At 34.7% G+C, this 20947-nt stretch carries 20 protein-coding genes and 1 pseudogene; 2 read left to right on the top strand and 19 right to left on the bottom strand.

Features of this window, described 5'->3' with window-relative positions; translation table 11 throughout:
- Nucleotides 1-80: 80 nt before the first annotated feature.
- The gene (locus CFK40_RS21465) at nt 81-206 is read right to left on the bottom strand and encodes a M20 family metallo-hydrolase (RefSeq protein ID WP_161493828.1); all 126 of its coding nucleotides are present in this window, start codon (nt 204-206) and stop codon (nt 81-83) included.
- Between the two features lie 110 nt (nt 207-316).
- On the opposite strand from CFK40_RS21465, the gene CFK40_RS21755 reads away from it, so the two are divergent.
- Nucleotides 317-487 carry a hypothetical protein gene (locus tag CFK40_RS21755; protein WP_089534287.1) on the top strand — a complete coding sequence of 57 codons (171 nt, stop codon included), beginning with the start codon at nt 317-319 and terminating at the stop codon, nt 485-487.
- A gap of 95 nt (nt 488-582) precedes the next feature.
- A complete protein-coding gene (locus CFK40_RS20905) occupies nt 583-723 on the top strand; it encodes a M20 family metallo-hydrolase (RefSeq protein WP_161493827.1) in 141 nt (46 codons plus the stop codon).
- Between the two features lie 91 nt (nt 724-814).
- Here CFK40_RS20905 and CFK40_RS04575 read toward each other — a convergent pair whose 3' ends face one another.
- The 18 genes and pseudogenes from CFK40_RS04575 to CFK40_RS04490 all read right to left on the bottom strand — a co-directional run bounded on the left by CFK40_RS04575 (nt 815) and on the right by CFK40_RS04490 (nt 20850).
- Entirely contained in the window at nt 815-2605 is a 1791-nt protein-coding gene (locus CFK40_RS04575) for an ABC transporter ATP-binding protein (protein ID WP_227001862.1), read from the bottom strand.
- A gap of 7 nt (nt 2606-2612) precedes the next feature.
- A pseudogene (locus CFK40_RS04570) lies at nt 2613-3014 on the bottom strand (family 1 glycosylhydrolase).
- Between the two features lie 64 nt (nt 3015-3078).
- Nucleotides 3079-4992 (bottom strand): 3D-(3,5/4)-trihydroxycyclohexane-1,2-dione acylhydrolase (decyclizing), encoded by a 1914-nt coding sequence (iolD, locus tag CFK40_RS04565; RefSeq protein WP_089530994.1) that lies wholly within the window; start codon nt 4990-4992, stop codon nt 3079-3081.
- Between the two features lie 21 nt (nt 4993-5013).
- The gene (gene iolC / locus CFK40_RS04560) at nt 5014-6003 is read right to left on the bottom strand and encodes a 5-dehydro-2-deoxygluconokinase (RefSeq protein WP_089530992.1); all 990 of its coding nucleotides are present in this window, start codon (nt 6001-6003) and stop codon (nt 5014-5016) included.
- Between the two features lie 20 nt (nt 6004-6023).
- Nucleotides 6024-6842 carry a 5-deoxy-glucuronate isomerase gene (gene iolB / locus CFK40_RS04555; RefSeq protein ID WP_089530990.1) on the bottom strand — a complete coding sequence of 273 codons (819 nt, stop codon included), beginning with the start codon at nt 6840-6842 and terminating at the stop codon, nt 6024-6026.
- Between the two features lie 75 nt (nt 6843-6917).
- Entirely contained in the window at nt 6918-8393 is a 1476-nt protein-coding gene (gene iolA / locus CFK40_RS04550; RefSeq protein ID WP_089530988.1) for a methylmalonate-semialdehyde dehydrogenase, read from the bottom strand.
- A gap of 159 nt (nt 8394-8552) precedes the next feature.
- A complete protein-coding gene (locus CFK40_RS04545; protein WP_089530986.1) occupies nt 8553-9821 on the bottom strand; it encodes a glycoside hydrolase family 125 protein in 1269 nt (422 codons plus the stop codon).
- Nucleotides 9822-11480, bottom strand: coding sequence for a DUF4091 domain-containing protein (locus tag CFK40_RS04540; RefSeq protein WP_089530984.1), 1659 nt, complete (start codon nt 11478-11480; stop codon nt 9822-9824).
- 16 nt (nt 11481-11496) lie between these two features.
- Nucleotides 11497-12498 (bottom strand): histidinol phosphate phosphatase domain-containing protein, encoded by a 1002-nt coding sequence (locus CFK40_RS04535; protein ID WP_089530983.1) that lies wholly within the window; start codon nt 12496-12498, stop codon nt 11497-11499.
- 46 nt (nt 12499-12544) lie between these two features.
- Nucleotides 12545-13330: an endonuclease/exonuclease/phosphatase family protein gene (locus tag CFK40_RS04530; RefSeq protein WP_089530981.1), complete on the bottom strand. Its 786-nt coding sequence runs from the start codon at nt 13328-13330 to the stop codon at nt 12545-12547.
- Nucleotides 13331-13357: 27 nt separating this feature from the next.
- A complete protein-coding gene (locus tag CFK40_RS04525; RefSeq protein ID WP_089530979.1) occupies nt 13358-14221 on the bottom strand; it encodes a metallophosphoesterase family protein in 864 nt (287 codons plus the stop codon).
- 94 nt (nt 14222-14315) lie between these two features.
- Nucleotides 14316-15008: an MgtC/SapB family protein gene (locus tag CFK40_RS04520; protein WP_089530977.1), complete on the bottom strand. Its 693-nt coding sequence runs from the start codon at nt 15006-15008 to the stop codon at nt 14316-14318.
- Between the two features lie 48 nt (nt 15009-15056).
- A complete protein-coding gene (locus CFK40_RS04515; RefSeq protein ID WP_089530975.1) occupies nt 15057-15842 on the bottom strand; it encodes a sugar phosphate isomerase/epimerase family protein in 786 nt (261 codons plus the stop codon).
- Between the two features lie 21 nt (nt 15843-15863).
- Complete coding sequence (locus CFK40_RS04510) at nt 15864-16817, bottom strand: aldo/keto reductase (protein WP_089530973.1); 954 nt, start codon at nt 16815-16817, stop codon at nt 15864-15866.
- A gap of 19 nt (nt 16818-16836) precedes the next feature.
- On the bottom strand, nt 16837-18144 hold the full coding sequence (locus tag CFK40_RS04505; protein WP_089530972.1) for a PTS sugar transporter subunit IIC: 1308 nt from the start codon (nt 18142-18144) through the stop codon (nt 16837-16839).
- 22 nt (nt 18145-18166) lie between these two features.
- Nucleotides 18167-18502 carry a PTS sugar transporter subunit IIB gene (locus CFK40_RS04500; protein ID WP_089530970.1) on the bottom strand — a complete coding sequence of 112 codons (336 nt, stop codon included), beginning with the start codon at nt 18500-18502 and terminating at the stop codon, nt 18167-18169.
- Nucleotides 18502-18819 carry a PTS lactose/cellobiose transporter subunit IIA gene (locus tag CFK40_RS04495; protein WP_089530969.1) on the bottom strand — a complete coding sequence of 106 codons (318 nt, stop codon included), beginning with the start codon at nt 18817-18819 and terminating at the stop codon, nt 18502-18504. Before CFK40_RS04495 ends, CFK40_RS04500 begins: the two co-directional genes overlap by 1 nt.
- Before the next feature lie 12 nt (nt 18820-18831).
- Nucleotides 18832-20850 (bottom strand): BglG family transcription antiterminator, encoded by a 2019-nt coding sequence (locus CFK40_RS04490; RefSeq protein WP_089530967.1) that lies wholly within the window; start codon nt 20848-20850, stop codon nt 18832-18834.
- Nucleotides 20851-20947 lie beyond the last annotated feature (97 nt).

Genomic DNA, 20947 nt, shown 5'->3' with positions numbered 1-20947 from the left:
ATCTCATGCTATTGAGCTAACCTGTTTTGGAAAATCGTGGATGGTTACGATAAACTCCCTCGCAAGAACCAGTCATCCTTTCAATCATACATTGGTGTATTACCAGCATGCTCGGCCTTTTCCGTAAATTCTATTTGCAGCATACTTGGATCTGCCATTCCTGACACAATACCTGTTGAAAGGTTTTCTTTTTCTAGTGAGTACACAAGTTTGTATCATTTAGTTTACTAACTGTTGTTGTGGATTAGGTGAAATAAATAACCATTTTAAAAATCAGCTTTGCTAGTTTTTTAATTCTTGGAACTTAGTTGTTTCAATTGGTGATATAGATGAACAAGCATGTGGTGGTACACATGTAAGGAACACAAATGAAATTGGAGAAATTTCATTAGAAAGAACAAATAGTAAAGGTAAGGGTGTTATGAGAATGAAATTAAAACTGGTTAACTGGAAAGGGGAACCTGGTCCTTTGTCCGGATTTTATTAGGATAGACATCAAACAAGTTTTACTTAGGTTCACACGCTATTGGGGGATTCCACTTACATAAAATCGACTTAACCAATGATAATGGAAGCTTTCGCTTGGGATATTCCAAAGAGGAGCAACAATCGGTGGATGGGGAAGACGGCTTATCGTTTACGGAAAACGGAGCAGGAAACGTATTCGGACGATTAGAAGGAAAAAACAATGAGCTACCAACGATTGTTAGTGGTTCGTTATAAAACTTAAAGTTATGCATAATAAAAAACCCCGGAATGATATTCTTTAGATCCGTGGGAGTTTTTGCTCTTAAATATTGAACTATTATTTTCTTTAAAACTGCATCTCTCTCAACTGATAAAACTCACCTTTCCGCTCAATCAATTCATCAAAAGTACCAGTTTCTACACATTTCCCTTCACGCATTACAACAATACGATCAGCATCTCGAATGGTTGATAACCGGTGCGCAACAATGAAAGTTGTGCGGTCTTTGATCAGCTCGCTAATAGCTTGTTGGACTTTATATTCGGACTTGTTATCCAATGCAGACGTAGCTTCATCAAGCAAAATTACATCTGGATTCCGCGCTAATGCACGAGCGATAGCAATACGTTGTCTTTGACCACCTGATAACTTTCCGCCATGTTCACCAATTTTTGTATTTAAACCATCCGGCATGGCAGCGATCACATCTTGCAGATTAGACATTTTTATCACTTTGTCTAATCTCTCTGTTGTAACATCCCTTAACCCATACGTTATATTATCCTTAATTGAACCAGAGAATAAGATTGTATTCTGTGAAACGATAGCAATATTCTTCCTGTAGGATTGCATATCAAGTTCATCAAAAGAAATACTATCAACGTAAATACGTCCATTTGTAGGACGGTAAAATCCAACTAGTAAACTCAATACAGTAGATTTTCCCGCACCAGACTCGCCTACAAAGGCAATGCTTTCTCCAACACTAACATCTAAATTAAAATCAGACAGCACATGCTTTTCAGTATCGTCATATTTAAATTGAACGTTGTCAAATGTGAATTTTCCTTGGACATTTGCTATCCGCTTCGTTCCTTTATATTCCACGTTTTTGTTCGAAAATAAAACTTCTGATACAGATACAATAGATTCATAGCCTTTAGCTAATTGGGGATATACATTAATAATCTGATTGACAGACATTAGTATCGACGTGAAATATGCTTGATACATCGCGATATCCCCAACTTGCATAGATCCCCGGTATGCTATAATGGATGTGAAAATTAACGTAAACATTTGAAAAGATGTAAACACAACCCATCCGGAAGCACCAAATAAAGCTTCCGACATATCTAATTTATAGCCTTTTCCTTTTAATGTGTGTAGAGTTTTATCCGTTTTATTAATTTCCAGTTCCTCTAATCCATGTGCCCGGGTAACGGTTATCATTGCTACTGTTTCAGCAACTTGACCCGACATGGATTCAATTTGCGTTCTGAAATCCTTGTTCTTTGTTTGTAAATTACGTTTAAATATATATACTAGCCCTAATGCAATTGGAATGACTAATATAAAAAAGATAGCAACGGTTCCATTTGTAAATGCAGTTACAGAAATCGCAACTACAACATTGGTAATTGCCGCTGAAAAAGTAAACATCATCTGTTTTGTTAAAACTTCAATATTTTCAACATCTCGTAAAACTTTCGATTGCAGTTGTCCAGTTCTAGCCTCGCTATGATATGAAATAGATAGATGTTGTAACTTGCGAACCATCGTACTCCTTAAAGCGGCTTCTACCTGTCTCGAAGCTTTACTTAAAAAACTGATATGCAATAACTGTGATGGGATGTTTTGTACAATAATCACTAATATTACCGCCAAATTGATCCATAGTTCTGTAATACTATGTTTTTCAGGGGCACTAGCTATATTAATCATATTTGCAGTAACAACTGGAATAACCCAAACTGGTGAATGCTTTATCAAAAAGAAAAAAAATGAGAGGAGTATATTTTTCCTTTGACCCTGATATAACATAAAAAAGGTTTTAAATGGTTTATCTTTTATATGGCGATTATCAAACAATCTTTCATAATCAAACGATTGATTCTTATCTTTCTTTATCGCCAACACCTCACTACTTTTTCATATCACAAAATGTGTACTTAGACTTCAAACCAATTATTTGCGATCGTTTGTTACAGCCAATAATAGCTATCTTTTTTTCACTATTTTTCCATGAGCAACCATTAAATAATGGGAGATCTGTGTTGAACTGCAGGTCTTTATTCTCGGGTGCATGGCTGCCAACATAATTAGATAAAAATGCAATACACCATGGCTCATTTAACGTAATCCAATGGTTGACCTTTCCTTTAAACATTACCTCTGAATAATTAACTAACGCCTCAATTGTTTCACGATTATTCCATCCACCATTATCCTATAATGCTTGAAGTAAATTCCAATTGTATAGTGTACACATAGGCTCGATCACATTTGAAACTAATACACCAACTAATTTGTGGTAATAATCCAACCCTTTTGATGCTAGGTTTGATGAAACTTTAGCTGCTTTGTCTTACTTTAATTTTCATATTTTTTTAGTATTGTTTTGCTTTTTTTCTCATTTTCGTAATTTCTTTATAGGCCTTTTGGACATTCTCATTTTCCGAAACCTCAGCAACCCCGACATTCCACCAGCTTTCATAGCCTTCAGTCATTGTCTTGGGCAATACTTTTATTTCAATTAGAGTGGAGACTTCCTGCTTTTCCGCATCCTTTAAGGCTGCTTTTAATTCGTCAACTGTATTTGCACGATATACCTTAGCTCCATATCCTTCAGCTACTTTTGCATAATCAACATTCAACACTTTGTTGTCATTGGTTCTGAATTCGGTTAAGAAACTTTTGCTTCCATTTCCCATCTGTAAATTATTAATACATCCAAATCCCGAATTATCAAATAATAGAATGTTAATCTTTTGATTATACTGGAGTGCTGTAATCAATTCAGAGTGCAGCATAAGGAAACTTCCATCCCCAACAAATGAATAAACCTCACTTTTAGGGTCAGCCAGTTTAACACCTAAAGCTCCGGAAATTTCATATCCCATACAGGAATATCCGTATTCCACATTATACGTATTAGGTTTGCCTGAATTCCAAATCCGCTGCATATCCCCTGGAAGCGAGCCTGCAGATGTAACAACATTGCTATCAGGAGCGATTGTCTCGTTGATTGTAAGAAGCGCTGTCGTTTGAGCAAATTCAGACTCCAGTCTATCTGCATATTCATTTAATACTTCCTGGGAAAAATGTTCCTGAACCTCAGGAGTGAAACCATCTCGTTTAAATGTAATATTCGCTAATCGATTACGTTCAGTTAACCATTCCTCTTTTAAATCCGAAATAGCTTCACCAAACTCTGTTGTATATCCCTCAAGCAGTGTTGCAATCTGTTCAAGTGTCACTTTAGCATCTGCAACAACTTGAAAGGCATCTAATTTATATGTTTGCATACGACTGACATTTATATTAAGGAATTTAGTCGAGTCAAAATCGAATGCAGTTTTGGAAGAAGTAGCAAAGTCAGTGTATCTTGTACCAAGACCAATAATTAAATCAGCCTGTTTAGCCGCTTTATTTGCTGATAAAGTTCCAGTAACTCCTATACCACCCAGATTATTTTTAAAGGCTGACTCAACCGTAGCTTTTCCGGCCTGGGTCTCCACTAATGGAATATTGTGTTTCTCGGAAAGATCCATTAAAACTTCACGTGCACCGGAGTATTTCGCTCCGCCACCAACTATAATGACAGGTTTTTTACTTGCTTTAATTAATTCAGCAGCACCAGTTAATTCTCTTACCACTGGAGTTTCACGATCAAGATAGTGGACCCTTTTTGCAAAGAAAGGCTCATCGTAATCGTATGCTTCTCCCTCTACGTCCTGAGAAATACAAATTGTAGCAGGGCCAGCCTTCCCAGGATCTGTCATTACTTCGAATGCACGAATCAAACTTGACATCAGCTGTTCTGGACGAGTAACACGATCCCAGTATCTCGATACAGGCTGAAGTGCATCATTTGTTGTTATCGCTGCACTATGTTCATGTTCTACCTGCTGTAATACCGGGTCAGGATGTCTCGTTGCAAACGTGTCACCAGGTAAAAATAACACTGGAATATTATTTACCAAAGCTGTTCCAGCAGCTGCCACAAGATTGGCAGAACCAGGTCCAACTGAAGTAGTTACAGCGTAAATTTTACGACGAAGTTTTTGTTTGCTGTAGGCAATAGCCGCATGAGCCATACCTTGTTCATTTTTTCCCTGAAACAATTTTAAATGGCCGGAATCCTGTTCAAGTGCCTGACCAATCCCAAGAACATTTCCATGTCCAAAAATACTGAATACACCTTCCACAAACGGGAATTCCTCTCCATCGATATAGATATATTGCTGATTTAAAAATTTTACCAGAGCCTGGGCGGTTGTTAATTTGATTTTATTTCCCATATGATAACCCGACCTTCCCCATTACTTTTTTTCGTTCTCTGAAATCAATTGCTCAATTTCATCAACAGTAGGCATTGCTTCTGAAGAGCTATGCTTGCTAACAACAATAGCAGCTGATGCACTGCCGAACTTTAATGCAGTTTCGATATCTTTGCCACGGATTAGCGCATACAAGAGAGCAGAAGCATAGGAATCACCCGCACCAAAGGTTTTCAAGACTCTTGATTTATATGCATGGCCTCTGAATACATCTCCCGCTCTTGTATAAGCGTACGAACCTTCAACACCATGCTTAATTACTAATAACCCTGGGCGATGTTTGAACAGAAAATTTACCGACTTCTGGTTTTCACCCATACCTTCTTCCAGGTTTTCCATCGTGTCATACTCATCACGTGTTCCAATAACGATATCAGCCTGCTCTGCGATTAACGAGTAATAGACAGCGGTCTCCTCCTTGGATTTCCATGTGTAAGGACGATAATCCAATTCAAATATCACCTTCACATCATTTTTCCTTGCAAGTCCAACTGCTTTGATTGCAGCTTCCCTAGAAGGACTTTGTGCCAATGCGGTTCCGGAGACAAGTAATACTTTTGCTTGCTTAATATATTCCTCATGCACTTCACTAGGATTTAAGTATAGATCTGCTGCTTTTTCACGGTACATCAAAATACTGCACTCTTCCGGACTTTTAATTTCTGTAAATGTAAGTCCTGCTTTATGTCCCTCTTTATCAATGACCATATTAGAAGTATTAATCCCAGCATCAGCCATATACTTCTTAATGAAATTCCCATGCTGATCATCTGGTATTTTACCGATAAACCCTACCTTTAAGCCTAGCTTGGAGCAACCAATTGCTATATTAGCTGGGGAACCACCAACATATTTTGAAAATGTCATAGTTTCCTCCATCGGGCGATTGTATTCAGCTGCATTTAGGTCAATACATGCACGGCCGATTGCGATAATATCGTATATTCTGTCATTATTGAATTTAAAACCCATCTGGTTAACACCCCTCACAACTATTTACGATCCAGTATCCATTCATGATCCTTATCATTATGGAATTTCCAAATTCTTTCTGGTCCTGCCATTACATTTAAATAATAAGAGCTATATCCATCAGGCACTCCTACTGGATGATAACCTTTTGGTACTAGGACAACATCTCCGTTTTCAACATTCATTGTTTCATCCAGCGACCGATCATCTGTATACACACGCTGGAACACAAATCCTTGTGGCGGATCCATTTGGTGATAATAGCTTTCCTCGAGGAATGATTCTTCCGGTAGATTATCCTGATCATGTTTATGTGGTGGATAACTGGACCAGTTGCCGGTTTCAGTGAATACCTCTACAACCAGCAAACTATTAGCAGTAGAATCTGAGTCTGGAAGGATATTATGAACCAAACGCTTATTGCTATATTCACCTCTATTTTCGATACTATTTTCTTCAGCTTTAATTAGTTTAGTAGGTAATTGATTTTCAGAAGGAGAATAGCAAAGAACTATTCTTGCATCAGTTACTGCTTCTACTTCAAAGGTGAGATCATTAGAAACATATACACTATCGGTTGGTTTCCTTTCAAAAACACTATCCCGTGTACCTAAATCCTTAAAAGAAGTTTCACCTTCTGTTACATTAATCCTTCCAGTTAATGCAACAATACAGCATTCTTCTTTAACCAAAGACTCTACATATTTTGCGCCTTTAACAAGATCAATTACTCTAAAGCCTACATATTTTAAATCTGAATTTTGCTTTGACACTTCATGTACAAGTGTTATGCCTTCAGAAACCTCTTCCCGTTTTGGTTTGCGGAGCAGTTTACTCATAAAAAAATCCCCCCATGTATTACTTTTTGGAACAAAAGGCGAACCCCTTATTCCTAAATCGTTCAAACCTATTACTTATTTAAAATCTGGTGTTTTATAACGAGCAGTTACTACTTTCTTACGCGTATAGAAATCAACACCATCTTTACCATTTGCATGTAAAGTACCGAAAAATGAAGATTTCCAGCCAGAGAATGGGAAGAACGCCATTGGTGCTGGAACCCCTAAGTTAACACCAATCATACCTGCATCAATATTTTCACGAAAGTAACGGATTGACGAAGCATTAGATGTGAATAGACAAGCACCGTTTGCGAATTCAGATTGATTGGCAACTTCAACCGCTTCTTTTAGATTACTAACACGTACTACTGAAAGTACTGGAGCAAAAATTTCATCTTTCCAAATTGTCATATCTGTTTTTACACCTTCAAAGATGGTTGGTCCAACAAAGTATCCATTGTCCATTTTTTCTTTACGACCGTCTCGTACCAGGTTAGCACCTTCCTGAACACCTTTTTCAATATATTCCAGTGTACGTTTTTGATTATCTTCACGAATAACAGGTCCGAGGAATACGCCGTCATCTAAACCGTTACCCATTTTCAAGTTATCTGCCGCTCCTTTAAGCATTGCAATAAATTCATCTGCAACACCGTCTTCAACTGTTACAACAGCACATGCCATGCAGCGCTCTCCAGCTGAACCAAATGCAGAAGCGATAATGTCTTTAACAGCATCATCCAAATCTGCATCATTTAATACAGTTGTGTGGTTTTTTGCACCGGTAAGTGCTTGAACACGTTTCAGGTTTTCACTGCCACGTTTGTAAACATATTCACCAACTGGTTTTGAGCCAACAAATGAAATAGCTTTAATTTCAGGGTGATCAAGAATACCATTTACAACATCATGTGCACCATAAACCACACTAAATACACCTTTAGGAAGTCCTGCTTCTTCTAGTAGGTCAGCCAATTTCTCCGTTAATAATGGGGTCTTTTCTGATGGCTTCAGAATAAATGAGTTCCCCATTGCAATAGCCATTGGAAACATCCAGCAAGGTACCATCATTGGGAAGTTAAATGGAGTAATACCCCCAACAACTCCGATTGGGTAGCGATAGTTTGTTGCTTCCATATCTGTTGCAATATTAGTTAATGAGTCGCCCATCATTAATGTTGGAGCACCGGCCGCAAATTCAACATTTTCAATTCCACGTCCAACTTCACCTAATGCTTCTGTTGTATTTTTACCGTTTTCAATTGTAATCAGACGAGCCAATTCCTCTTTATTATTTTGTAATAATTGCTGATAGTTAAATAGAATTCTCGCTCGTTTTTGAACAGGTACGTTTTTCCATTCTTCAAATGCTTTTTTTGCAACTTCTGCAGCATAGTCCACTTCTTCTTTTGTTGAAAGGGGTACCTGTGCAATTTCTTCTTTTGTTGCTGGATTATAAACAACCTCGTACTTTGTTGTTTTACTTTCTACCCATTCTCCATTAATATAATTTTTTATCTTTCTTGCCTCAGTTTTAACTTCTGCCAATTTTATTCCTCCCTTGTAAATAATTAACTCTACGTTAGCAATTGGGGTAAAATTAAGTTTCTATTATGGGTCCTAACAATTACTGTAGTGCCATATTAAGAACCTGAACGATTAAATTGTTGGTGATTTTTTTAAAATTTCCTATCAAATCAAAATGGATTATTTATATTTTATTTTATATCCACAAAAATCTAGCACTAACTCACAAAACATAGAATTTGCCCATGAAAACCATTCACGGGTAAATAAATCAGGGTTATCCACATGAAAAGACTCATGCACAAGATTGGTACCTGCATCATTTTCACTAATCAATTTTATTTTTCCCCATTTTTCATTGTCTTCAATGGCTGTTAAACCTTCTACTGATATAGCAATTGGCCATACTTGCTGATTAGGTGTATGTGGACTTCCAATTCCTTCTGCAAATTGCCCTTTGTAATAATATGGATTCAAATTACTCAAGATATAATCCCGGGTTGCTTGATAAATTCCATCATCTTTCGAAATATTAGTAAGCAATGGCAGTGACAATAAACTTGGTATATTACTGTCATCCATTAAAATATGGTTTCCCAGTCCATCAACCTCATAAGCATATATTTGTGTGCTTTTATCAATGGTCACAATTCCATATTTTTGTACACCATCTGCTATTTCATTTGCCAATTGATTTGCATTTGTTGAAAGTATTGAATCACGATAAACTTTTTCCGCAATTTCTTCCATAATTTCCAGGATTCTAATAGCAAACAAATTACTTGATATTAAAAAATGGTAATTACATGCATCATCACTTGGTCTAAAGCCCGACCAGGTCATTCCAGTATACCCCACATTAGAGCCTAAACCGTTATTAGGTAAGTCTTCGGTACCTGGTCTTTGAAAACGATAATCAGATTTATTTTCATGATCCTGCTCTGTTCTCCATACCGAAATAACAGTTTCCATTGCTTTTTTTAAAGTATCATCAAAAATTTCTACCTGACCAGTATATTTCCAATATTGATAGGCTAGCTGAAATGGAAAACAAAGTGAGTCAATCTCGTATTTTCGTTCCCATATTTCTGGCTTTTGTAAAGGAATATCATCATCCCATCTATTTCCATTCGGCTCCGCATTGAAAGCATTTGCGTAAGGATCAGTTAATATTAAAGACATCTGTTTGTTAATAGTACTTACAATTAAAGCGTCAAGATCTTCAAATTGACCTGCAAATATCATAAATGGCCGTAATTGGCAGGTGGAATCGCGCAGCCACATCGCCGGTATATCTCCAGTTACAACAAAAATACTCCCATCATCCAGCTCTTTAATTGAATTCCTTAACATGTCCCCAAAGCATTTTTGAAACATATTCCGTACTTTTTCATCTGCAATTTGTTGTTGAACGATATCATTTGCTGCTTTTAATACTCCTTCATACATCTACTTTCCACACTCCGTTTTCATGCTGTCTTTAATTAACTTGTTTATATGTTCTCTTATTGAAAAAATGTATTTTTGATTTTTGGGATACTCATCAAAACTTAAGTTTGGTAAATACTTCTCTATCAATTCATCGACTGCATTTCTTCCATAAATATTTTCTATTGCTTGCATTGCTCGAAAATCTTGAAAAGCCTCATTTATTACTTTTAACCGCAAAGAAGGAAGAGGTCCCTTCTCGCCTGGATATACTACAAAACTATCACCCGAAGGAAAGCTGACCTCTGCATCAGTAATTTCATAGGGGTTAATAGCCTTTTTTGAATACTGTGTATTCCAGAAGTTATAGCCCCAATGCAGAAAACCATCAATATTATATTTAAATAATTGATAACCAAGAATTCTATTTCGATAGGATGGCATATCGAAAAATCTATTGGATACTTTATAATTATGTGCACCACAATAGTAGGTCCACAGAGGTGACGTCTTATTATCGAGAAAAATTCTTATTTGGTTATTTGCGACAACCGGAATATCCACTAATCCTTTTTTATATAAATAATAGTCTGACATCGCATCTATAATTGGATAACCTTTTACCAATTTTCTTACACAATTACTAGCTTCTTGATAATGTTCAATATCATCTATTGATGGTTCATCAGAGATATGGAAATAAACATTATTATCCCATTCATTTTCCTTTAACCATTCTATTAATGATGGAATAAATTGCTGTAAAAACAAAATATATTCTTTCGATGCTGAAGCGGTCTCCCACCCAAAAAAGTTCACTTTTTCTTCGTCAACTGTAACCTCTATTTTAGGTGTAGATTTAGCCCCCCATTGCGTAAATAAATGAATGATTTCTAAATATTGAACATTATTTTTTTTACAAATATCGCTCCATTTTTGCAAGTTTGTAAAATCAAATTCATATTCATCACTGTTCTTTTTTATATCCACAAGTTGCACAGTCCGTCTTTCCCCACCTATGTTCGTATCAATTGGGGGTGTAAATATTGGTGTAAGCATCATATTTTGACTATGAACCACTGCCATACTAATATATTTATCAACAAGCTCCCAATATTCATCACTGAATGCTTCTATTTGATAATAATTCATTAAACAATCCGTATGAATCCATTCTGTGTGCTTAATAGTACTCTTAGGTAACTTCTTGGCAATTACTTCCAACTGGAACGTTCTAGATGTGATTTGTTTTCCATATTTGTTTTCATAATCTAGTGTGAACAAAATATCATGAGTCCCGCTTAATTTAGGGTTTGCAGTTTCAAATTCTATCCAAAAAGAATACCAGACATCCGTTTTTAATCTGGAAAACTGAACCGGTAATCTGCTTGATTGAAGTACATCTGGAAATAAACCAGGTTTACCAGTAATAATATCCTGGTCGTGTCCCTCACCATTCGGTAATTCTGAGGGAACATGTTCTACCTTATATACATTAATTTGTTCCTGTAGTTCTGTCTTCAGATCTAACTGGATCGGAGTGTTTACCTTATCCACATAAAATGCAATTTGTATTGCATATTTCTCTCCCAACAAACAAGATCCCTGTGGTTGTTCGACTCCATGAACTGGGCCATCTAAAAATACCTTTTCTAATGAACTAAAACAAAACAATTTCATAACAAATACCTCGTTTTTACAAAAATGGTTTCATAATTCTTTTTCGATTTTCAAAGGTAACTAGGTTATTAATGCCATTTGAACGTAACAATTCCTGAATTTCTTCATTATATATACCTATTTGGTCTGGAAAATGGGAATCAGAAGAAGTAGTAAATTTCACACCATGTTTCACCAATATTTCCATGAATCTTGGACTTGGGCACATTTCTTTTACAGGATATCTGTAATATAAACCTGGATTTACTTCCGTAGCTACATCGTGTTCTGCAAGTGTTTTTGCTACTTTTTCATATATTCCTGCCAATTGCGATTCATCTGGACGGTAATTAAACACTTTGAGATTATCTAAGTGGGCAAGAAAATCGAACAATTTACTTTTAGCAGCTTTTATGATGGTATTAAAATGTTTTTCATATATTTCTACCAAATTATAATTTTTAAATCTATGTTGTAATTGTGGGTTATCGAAGCCCCATCCTTTTAAAAAGTGTACTGAACCAATTACATAATCAAATGGGTATCCTTCCAATAATTTTTGTAATTCTTCTTCTCCACCTTCAAAATAATCTGCTTCCATACCTAAGCGCAACTCAATCCCCTTTTTCCTCCAGCGATTTTTCTGGGATTGAATCATGTCAACGAATTCATGCAAATCTCTAACCATTACTTTGTTAAGCCAATCTAATTGTTGTTCACCTATTTCTTTTGAATCTACGTCGATATACTTTAAAAAATAGTCTCTCGTGTCTCTGAAGCGATAGAGGTGATCGACAATTCCAACTTCTTTTAAACCCTTTCGCAATGCTTCTTCTAAATATAATTCAAGCCACCACTCTGAAAACTCCGTATGCTTAAACCGCTCACTTAACAGTGCAATATTTTCATTCATTCCTTCTTTTGTGCCTTGATGAGCGGTATCAACTGGATAAAAGTATTGAATAGCCCGATAAGTGTTATTTAGAAAACTCACACTATATGGACCTTCTTCAAGGTGCAAATGGTAGTCTACCTTCATATCAATCACCATCCTAGTAAATTCCGAATACATAAACTAATAAACTTTAATCCATATAATACAAACTCGTAACAACAGGGAAATGATCACTAGGGAATTGATTATTCACTGTATCATTCACTAACTTCACAAAATTCACATTTGCTTTAGCTTTCATTAAAATCCAATCTATCCGATCTTTTCCACCTGTTAGATTATGAAAATCATTGAAGCTTCCTAAAGAACTATTTTCTGTTTTTATTGCTGTATCCCAGACATCAACAAAACTACCTTCTTTAGTGAAATAAGAATAAATCTCTGAATTACAGCCAACGTTAAAGTCACCACTCAACAGGATGGGGAATTGAGGATTAAAGTCATTTATTATTTTATTTATTAATTCTGCACTCTTCACACGTGCTAGTGCTGAGTGGTTATCAAAATGTGTATTTATTTGATAAAATGTCTTTTTTGTATCTTTATCTAAAAAGAGAACCCAAGTTACAATTCTTGGAACAATATTCCCCCATGTCTTAGATGCAATTTTATTCGGTGTGTCCGATAACCAAACATGATCATATTCTATTACTCTGAACCTTTTCTTCTTATAAAAAATAGGTGTGAACTCTCCTTTACTTCCTCCTTCTCTACCAAATCCAATCCAACTGTATCCTGATAACATTTCTTGCAGATCTGTTATTTGATGATATAAGCATTCTTGCATACCTATTAGGTCAGGGTTCTGTTGTTTTATAATCTTACCGACTAGTTTCCTTCTTTCAGACCAACCTTCATTTTCTTCGGCTGAATCATACTTAATGTTATAACTCATTAATTGAAGAGAAAAATTCATTGTCCGCCTCTTTTCATTTTATGGATTCTAAATCAAGTATGTTTTAAAAGATTCATTTGATTGCAATTCAATTATTCTGGCTCCTCTTGAAAGTTCCCCATAACAATTAAATCCCGATACTCTACCGAAGCAGAGTTTTATACCATGATAAATTGCATCAAAATCATTATCATGATCATGTCCGCAAAAAACCCCTTTTACTTGTTTATCCAATAATAATGATGTAAATAAACCAGTATTAAGTACAGGGGATGAAACCTCTTCATATTTATAACCATATACTTGTCCATTCTTCCACGCGTCTTTATATTCAGGAAGAGGGATATGTAAAAATAATAAATCCTCTGTCTTTTTTGATTTTTCTTGTTTGTAAAAGTTTGAAACGTCATAAAACCAATTTACTTGTTTCGGATGCACATATTCATAAGTACCGATTCTTAGCGGGTCGACTGCACCACTATCAATGACATATAACACATTTAAAAGCTCCTGACTCTCATCTCTTAATTCAATACAATATGACTCTCGTTCTTCGACAATATAAGAATGCTTTTTATTAACCTTATAATCTAGTTTTTTTTCTAATTCTCTTAAGTCAGATCGAGTTATATTTTCTTCTGTATCATGATTGCCATAAGTTACTGTTATTGGTTTTTGAAGGCTATTTAACACTTTAATTAATTCTTCAAAACTTTTGCCGGGTTTTTCAATACCCTCTGACCATATCAAATCACCAGTAATTACTATCAAGTCGGGATTATATTCATTGCTGACTTTTTTTATGTGATCAAAAGTCCTTATATCATCATTATCAAAAGGTAACTGACCTATATGTAAGTCTGTTAATTGTAGAATCCTTAAATTACCGTTTTTTTCCCTAATAAGTTCCATTATCAAAGCTCCTTTTCTATTATTTAACTGAGATCCACTGTTAATCTAATAATAGAAATCTTTTATAGAAGAAGGTTTGTTTCACATAAATAAGCTAAGCTCTATACTCAATTTCGACTTTTTTAAAAACATTTTTATTAGCTAATAGTTCTAATAAACCTGAATCCTTTTTCTTATTTACTCCTTCTATATAAAGTTTGATTCTTTTAAGTTCTTCTGGTTCATCAGTAATTACATATTTACGGATATGAATTGAGCGCTTAGTAATATCCTCTATAAATTGCATCAGATTTTCTTCTTTTATTAATACTTCACATATCACTTCGTTATAATTTTTATTTAGGGATTTACTAAATTTTTTCAATACCACTAGACTTAAAAGAATGACCAGTGTCGCAACGATTGCTTCTTTGTACATTCCATTTCCAACAATTAATCCTAAACCGGCCACGGTCCAAATAGATGCAGCAGTAGTGAGCCCGTGAATCGTACCACCATGTACAACAATAGTACCAGCTCCTAAGAATCCAATACCGCTTATTACATAAGATGGAATACGGGCTGGATCAAAACGAACTTCCGAATAATTTTCCATAAAATGTTGAAAACCATTAATTGATAGAATCATCATCAGACACGAACTTACTCCTACTAATATATGAGTCCGGAACCCAGCGGAATGCCTGTTAATTTCTCTTTCAAAGCCAACTATGCCAGCTAGAAGAAGGGCAACTAATAGCTTTATTATAGATTCGATAAATTCTTCATCAAAAATATCTGTTAACAAACTAATAACCAGCCCCTTTTAATAAATATCTACAAATACATTTGAAATTTACGATTTAATTTTATTCCCTAAATGTAAAATATGTTCAAATCCTTGTTTCAGACTTTCAAAAATGCCAATTTTGGAATAATCTTGTTCAATGCAATAGAATTCCACACCATTCCATTCTCCCCACTGGATTACTTCCTCCATATTGACATCACCTAAACCGACCTCAACAAGATTATTATCCATATCATCTGATTCGAAGCCTTCTTTGTAATCTTTCAAGTGCAGAATCGGTGCCCGTCCACTATATTTTTTTAGTGTTTCAACAGGATTTTCTCCCGCCACAGTCATCCAATAGGTATCAGGCTCTGAATAAATACAAATTCCATCCACAGGATCAGTTAAATAATCAAGTAATTTACGTCCATTCACCTGGTTATTATAATCGTATTCTGGATTATGAACCCCAACTCTGAAACCCAATGGACTTAAATCTCTAGCCACTTCCAATAATTTTTTTTTCGTTTTCTTATAACCTTCTTCATGCTGGTCTTCATCGTCAATATATTTATCGTAGATTGTTTTGCATTGAAATAAATACGCTTCATATAATACATTGTCAAGATCGTTGAAGAAGCGGTCATGTTTGATATGCATTCCTGCCACTTTAAGATCATACTTGCGTATTAATTCCGCTACTTTTTCTGGATCATTGCCCCTCATGCCATCCAGTTGGATAGCTTCGAAACCTATATCCTTCAATCTTCTCAATGTTCCTTCGCAATCCTTTTCGAACTCAAGGCGGACCGAGTACATTTGTGCGGCCAGTTTACTTTTAAGTGTCATGAAATAACCTCACATATCAAATTATTTTTTTAAATCTATCCAATTAACTTCATCTTCGGTCAGTGCAATTTCTGCTCCTTTTAAAGATGACTCCAATTCAGCAACATTTGCGGGTCCTATAATAGCGCAGGAAGGAAACTTTTGGTTAAGTACATAGGATAGAGAGACCTGGATTGGTTCAACATTCTTATCCTCAGCAAGCTGTTTCACACGCTCATACCTCTCCCAGTTGTCTTCACTATAATATACTTCAACCATTTCCTGATTATCTCTGCTTTCGGGATTAAATCTGCCAGAGAAGAGACCCCCAGCCTGGGCAGACCAGGATAACAATGGAATCTCGGTTTCATTATGCCATTCAATCATGTTCCCGTTAGCTGAAACACAATTTTCCCAGCGAGGTCTTAAAGGTTTTGCTAAACTTAAATTAGGACTGTTAAACGAAATCCGAGTCAAACCATTTTCTTTTGCATAATTATCCGCTTCCATTATTCGATCAAGTTCCCAATTAGAAAATCCGATAGCCCTGATTCTTCCAGCTTCCACATGTCGATGTAAAGCTTCCATGATTGGCCCGACTGGTTTTTCAGGATTATCACGATGAAGAGCATATAAGTCAACATAATCTGTCTTCAAATACTCTAAGCTTGTCATCAAATCCTCATCGATATTTTCAGGAGATACACGCGGTGTACCTGGAGCCTCCCTGACTGGGTGACATCCCTTGGTCAAAATATGTACTTCCTCCCTGTTTTTTTTCGATCCCATCCACATACCAAGTACTTTTTCACTGTGCCGATAATGCCTTGCTGAATCGAATAAATTACCACCTAATTCCACATATCTATCCAATAATACTTCGGCTTCCTTCATATTATCCGGTTTCAGAAAATCAGCTGTCCCCATCACAATATTAGAGCAGGATAACGTGACAGTCTGATTGTTCTTTGTGCCTTTTATATCAATATATTTCATTTATAACTCTCCTCATAAATTAAAAATCTAAATCAAGATCATCAAATCTGCTATCTTGTTCCTTTTCTTTTTGCTTTTCTACACTTTTTTCATACATCTTGAAAAACGGATAGTACATGGCCACCGCCAAAATAAAAATAACAAGTATTAAGATAATCGCTCTGAAATCCATCGTGGAAATAACTTGTGCAAACGGTGTTGGAGCATCTGCTACATGTACAATCGGGATATTTACCCAGCCCCATTTGAAAACATACCATTGTAATGTAGCTAAAATAGGAGTACCAATAACAAAAGGGATAAACAAGTAAATATTAAAACAAATTGGCAACCCATATAATATCGGTTCGGAAATAGAAAAAATACTAGGTATTACAGAAGTTTTACCAGTAGAACGTATACTGTCCAGTTTGGAAAATAACGCTAAAACAACTAATGCTCCTACTAAACCAGAGCCTGTTAAGCTTGCAAAATAGTCCCAGAAATTTGGTGTAAAAATGTATTCAGCTTCTTGCCCAGACATGGTTAGTTTTACATTTTCTGCAAGATAAAATGTTGATATCGGTAGTACAAAACTAGCAAGCACCGCATATCCATTTATGCCAATGTACCAAAACAACATTTCGATAAATACTATGATAAATACCATGATAGGTGTATCAATAGATGAGATTTCACTTAATAAAATACTAAATACAAAATCTAGTCCATTTGAGTAACCTGTAAAATGATTAAACAAATCATTAATTAATAGAAATACACTTGACAAAATAATAATGGGAAACAAAATCTTCATTGTGTATATACTGCCCTCTGGGACTTTCCTTAAAATTCCTCTTGCTTCATATTGTAAAAACTTGTTATAAATTTCAACGATTAATAATGATAATAAAATTGCTAAGAGAAATCCTTTTGAGTTTAGTTGTTCAAGATCAATTCCATTCAAATTTATTGCTCCTGCTGCAATACCTGTTACAAGGATACTAGAAAAAATAGGAATCAAAATCGGCATGTCATACGATTTAGCATGTCGATAGGAAACTGTTATTGCAGCATAAATGGATAGCATTCCAAATGTTAATTGAATAGGCATCCTCAAAATTTGCATATTACTGATTAAAGTCATCCCAAAAACACTTTCTAGATAGTTACAAAGTATATAAACCATCAAGAAAAACGAACCTACTAACAGAATAAACGTTAAATCCTTGACACCATTTTTAATAGATGCCAGATGCCTTTGTTGTTCGATTTTCGCAGCAATGGGAGCTATTTTTTTTTGCAATTTTGTTATTCTTTTCTCCAATCGCGAAAATATTAAACTCATATAGCTTTCTCTTCCTATCTCATTATTTATTCATTTTCATTACGATTGATTGTTTCAGGATGTTTCCTGCATTGATGCTCCCATAATCTCTACTATCAATAATTCCTATAGGTGTATTTTTTTGATCAGCGATTGCTTCCAGTTCATCATATCTATGTGCTATTTGAGGTCCTAAAAGAATTACATCAAATTTATCAATATACTCTCTTAATTCGCCTGCAGGGTGTGCTTCAATATTAATATCAACCTTTTTAAGTTTTGCACTATTTCTAGCTACTTCCTTCATTTTCGAAACCATAATTCCCGTAGACGATCCTAAATTACATAATAGTAGTATATGAAGTTTATCCATTCCCATTATCTCTCCTCCACTTTCAGCATATTATACATTTCTACCATTTCTTTAGTAACAGTCATCAATAATATGCTGTTCATTAAAGTATCTTGAGCATGTATGAGGAGTACGGAAAATTCATTCTTCTCTCCTCTTGACTCATTTACAATTAACTCTGTTTGAATGTTATGTGCTTCATTGATTAACTTTTCAGATTCAGAGATACATTGTTCTACTTCTTCGCTTTTTCCCAACCGTTGTAATTTGAGTGCTTCCATTAATTTACTGAATGCATCACCTGCTTTTGAAATTATTTCAAACGATATTTGTTCATTGTTCATGATAAAATCTCCTTAGTTATAGATAGATGCTGAAACAAAGTCGTATATTTCTTCGCTTGAAGATAGCTCTATAATATGATTCATTTTTTCTTTGTTTAGAGCCAGATTTGCTATTTTCTCCATCAAGTGACGAGTACCTTTATTCTTAAAGGCCAGTGTAAAAATTACTGTTATCGGTTCATCAAACCGGTCATTCAGTCGTATCCCATAAGGTAAAATGGTTAGCCACATTGATTCTTCAATCACACCGTCTTCCATTCCTGCATGGGCAATCATCACACCTGGTGCAACTACCATATATGGTCCATATTTTCTTATATTATGTGTAATTTTATTCTCATAGTTCGGTGTAACATATGTTCTGTCAATTAATGCACTTGTTCCTAATTTGATCCCTTCATCCCATCTTAATTTCCCTTTATTAATCGTAATATGTTCCTCACCAAACTTTATTTTAGGTAGTGTATTATTAACTTTATTTGTTTCTTCCCTGGACAAAATGCTGATTAAATCAAGTTCCAGTTTACTTAAATTATTGATAGAACTAGTATTCTCACGGATTGTTTTCATTAATAGGTTAAACTTATCTAGGTTCTTTTTATCATTCACCATAAATTTGAGGCTTAGAAATTGCTGTAACGTTTCAATATCTTTTCTTTGCAAATAATTATTAATCTTTACAATCTTTGCGCTGGATATATCCGGAATCTCTACTGTTGTTACAATAAGATCATACTCTTTTAATTTTTCTTCATTGAATTCATGAACAGAAGCTGTATCAATTTTTTTATATTCGAATATTTTTTCCATTTGAACCATAATCATCTTGGAAATTGCGATACCTTCAGCGCAAATAACTAATATTTTTGCTTTTCTTAGCTTTTCACTTTCTTTCTTTTTAAGCTCAGATGCAAAGTAGATTGCGATAAATGAGATTTCTTGTTCATCAATATTAATTCCTAATAAATTCTCTGCATTATTACAGGCTTTCTTTGTAGCGAGAAACAGTTCCTTGTGGTCTGCAATAAATTGATCGAAAACTGGGTTTTTAACTATTACAGATTGTTTGTTTCTGTTAAACATCATCTCTATATGATGTTTCAATTGCGATACGAATTCTCCATTTTTAAAGAAATCTATATGAAATGAACTGCCGACTTCTTCCATAATGGAATCCACAAATTCATTCATCTGTTCAGTTAATTCATTTTTTGAAGACTGTAATAAACTTTGTATTAACTTCTCCTGCTCAGATAAAAATGAATTATTTTCAAACCTTTCTGTGTCAAAAAACCAGTTATTATCCCTTTCTATTATCTTCATGATAATTGTTAATAGAAGTACGAACATTCGATCATTTAATATCTTATCGAGATATTTTTCTATCTTTTGACATTCCAGCAAAGCTTGATGAACATATTCTATATCTAATAAACTAAAAAATATTATCTCTGCCTCTTTTGAAAAAACTTTATCATTATCTAATATAAAACTATACAGTTCCCGAACATTGATAATATTTATTAACGTTTGTGAAAGTAGATTGTATTTATTTATCTTACCCCCTTCTACATAGAAGCCTTTTCGTTGTTTATGTTCCAATTTTAGGTTTTCTAAAAATAAAAGTCCTTCTAAATCATTTAAGTGATTTAAGACAGTGGTTCGGGATACAAACAAAATATCCTGAAGCTCGGAAACCTGTACCGGACTGTCATTTAGCAGTAATTTCAATAAAATAAACCGCTGTATATTTTCTCTTGAAAATTTATATTTTGTTTTCGTTGTATATTTTTTGAATTGTTCCAGTTCTTCTCTTAATTTATCTTTTTTAATGATAAGAACACCTTTTTTATGATGTCTTTTCACCACATTAAAATCTGATTTAATGAGTGTTTCATTCAAATTCTCCAAATCATATCTTACTTGTCGGCTAGATAAATTTAATTTGTTAGAGATAACTTTATAATTGACAAAATCACCTTGTTTAAGAAGGAATTCTAAAATTTTCATTTCCCTTTCTTTTAACTTCATCGCATATGCTACCTCCTCTTATCTATAGTAAGATCTAACTTGTTGGAAAACAATTCACCTAATGACTTTTTTTGACAATAACATGTAGAAGAAGTGA

Source organism: Virgibacillus necropolis (genome assembly GCF_002224365.1).
Classification (GTDB): Bacteria; Bacillota; Bacilli; order Bacillales; family Amphibacillaceae; genus Virgibacillus_F; species Virgibacillus_F necropolis.
The sequence above is the reverse complement of the archived record's forward strand: the minus strand, read 5'-3'. Positions and strand labels throughout refer to the sequence as shown.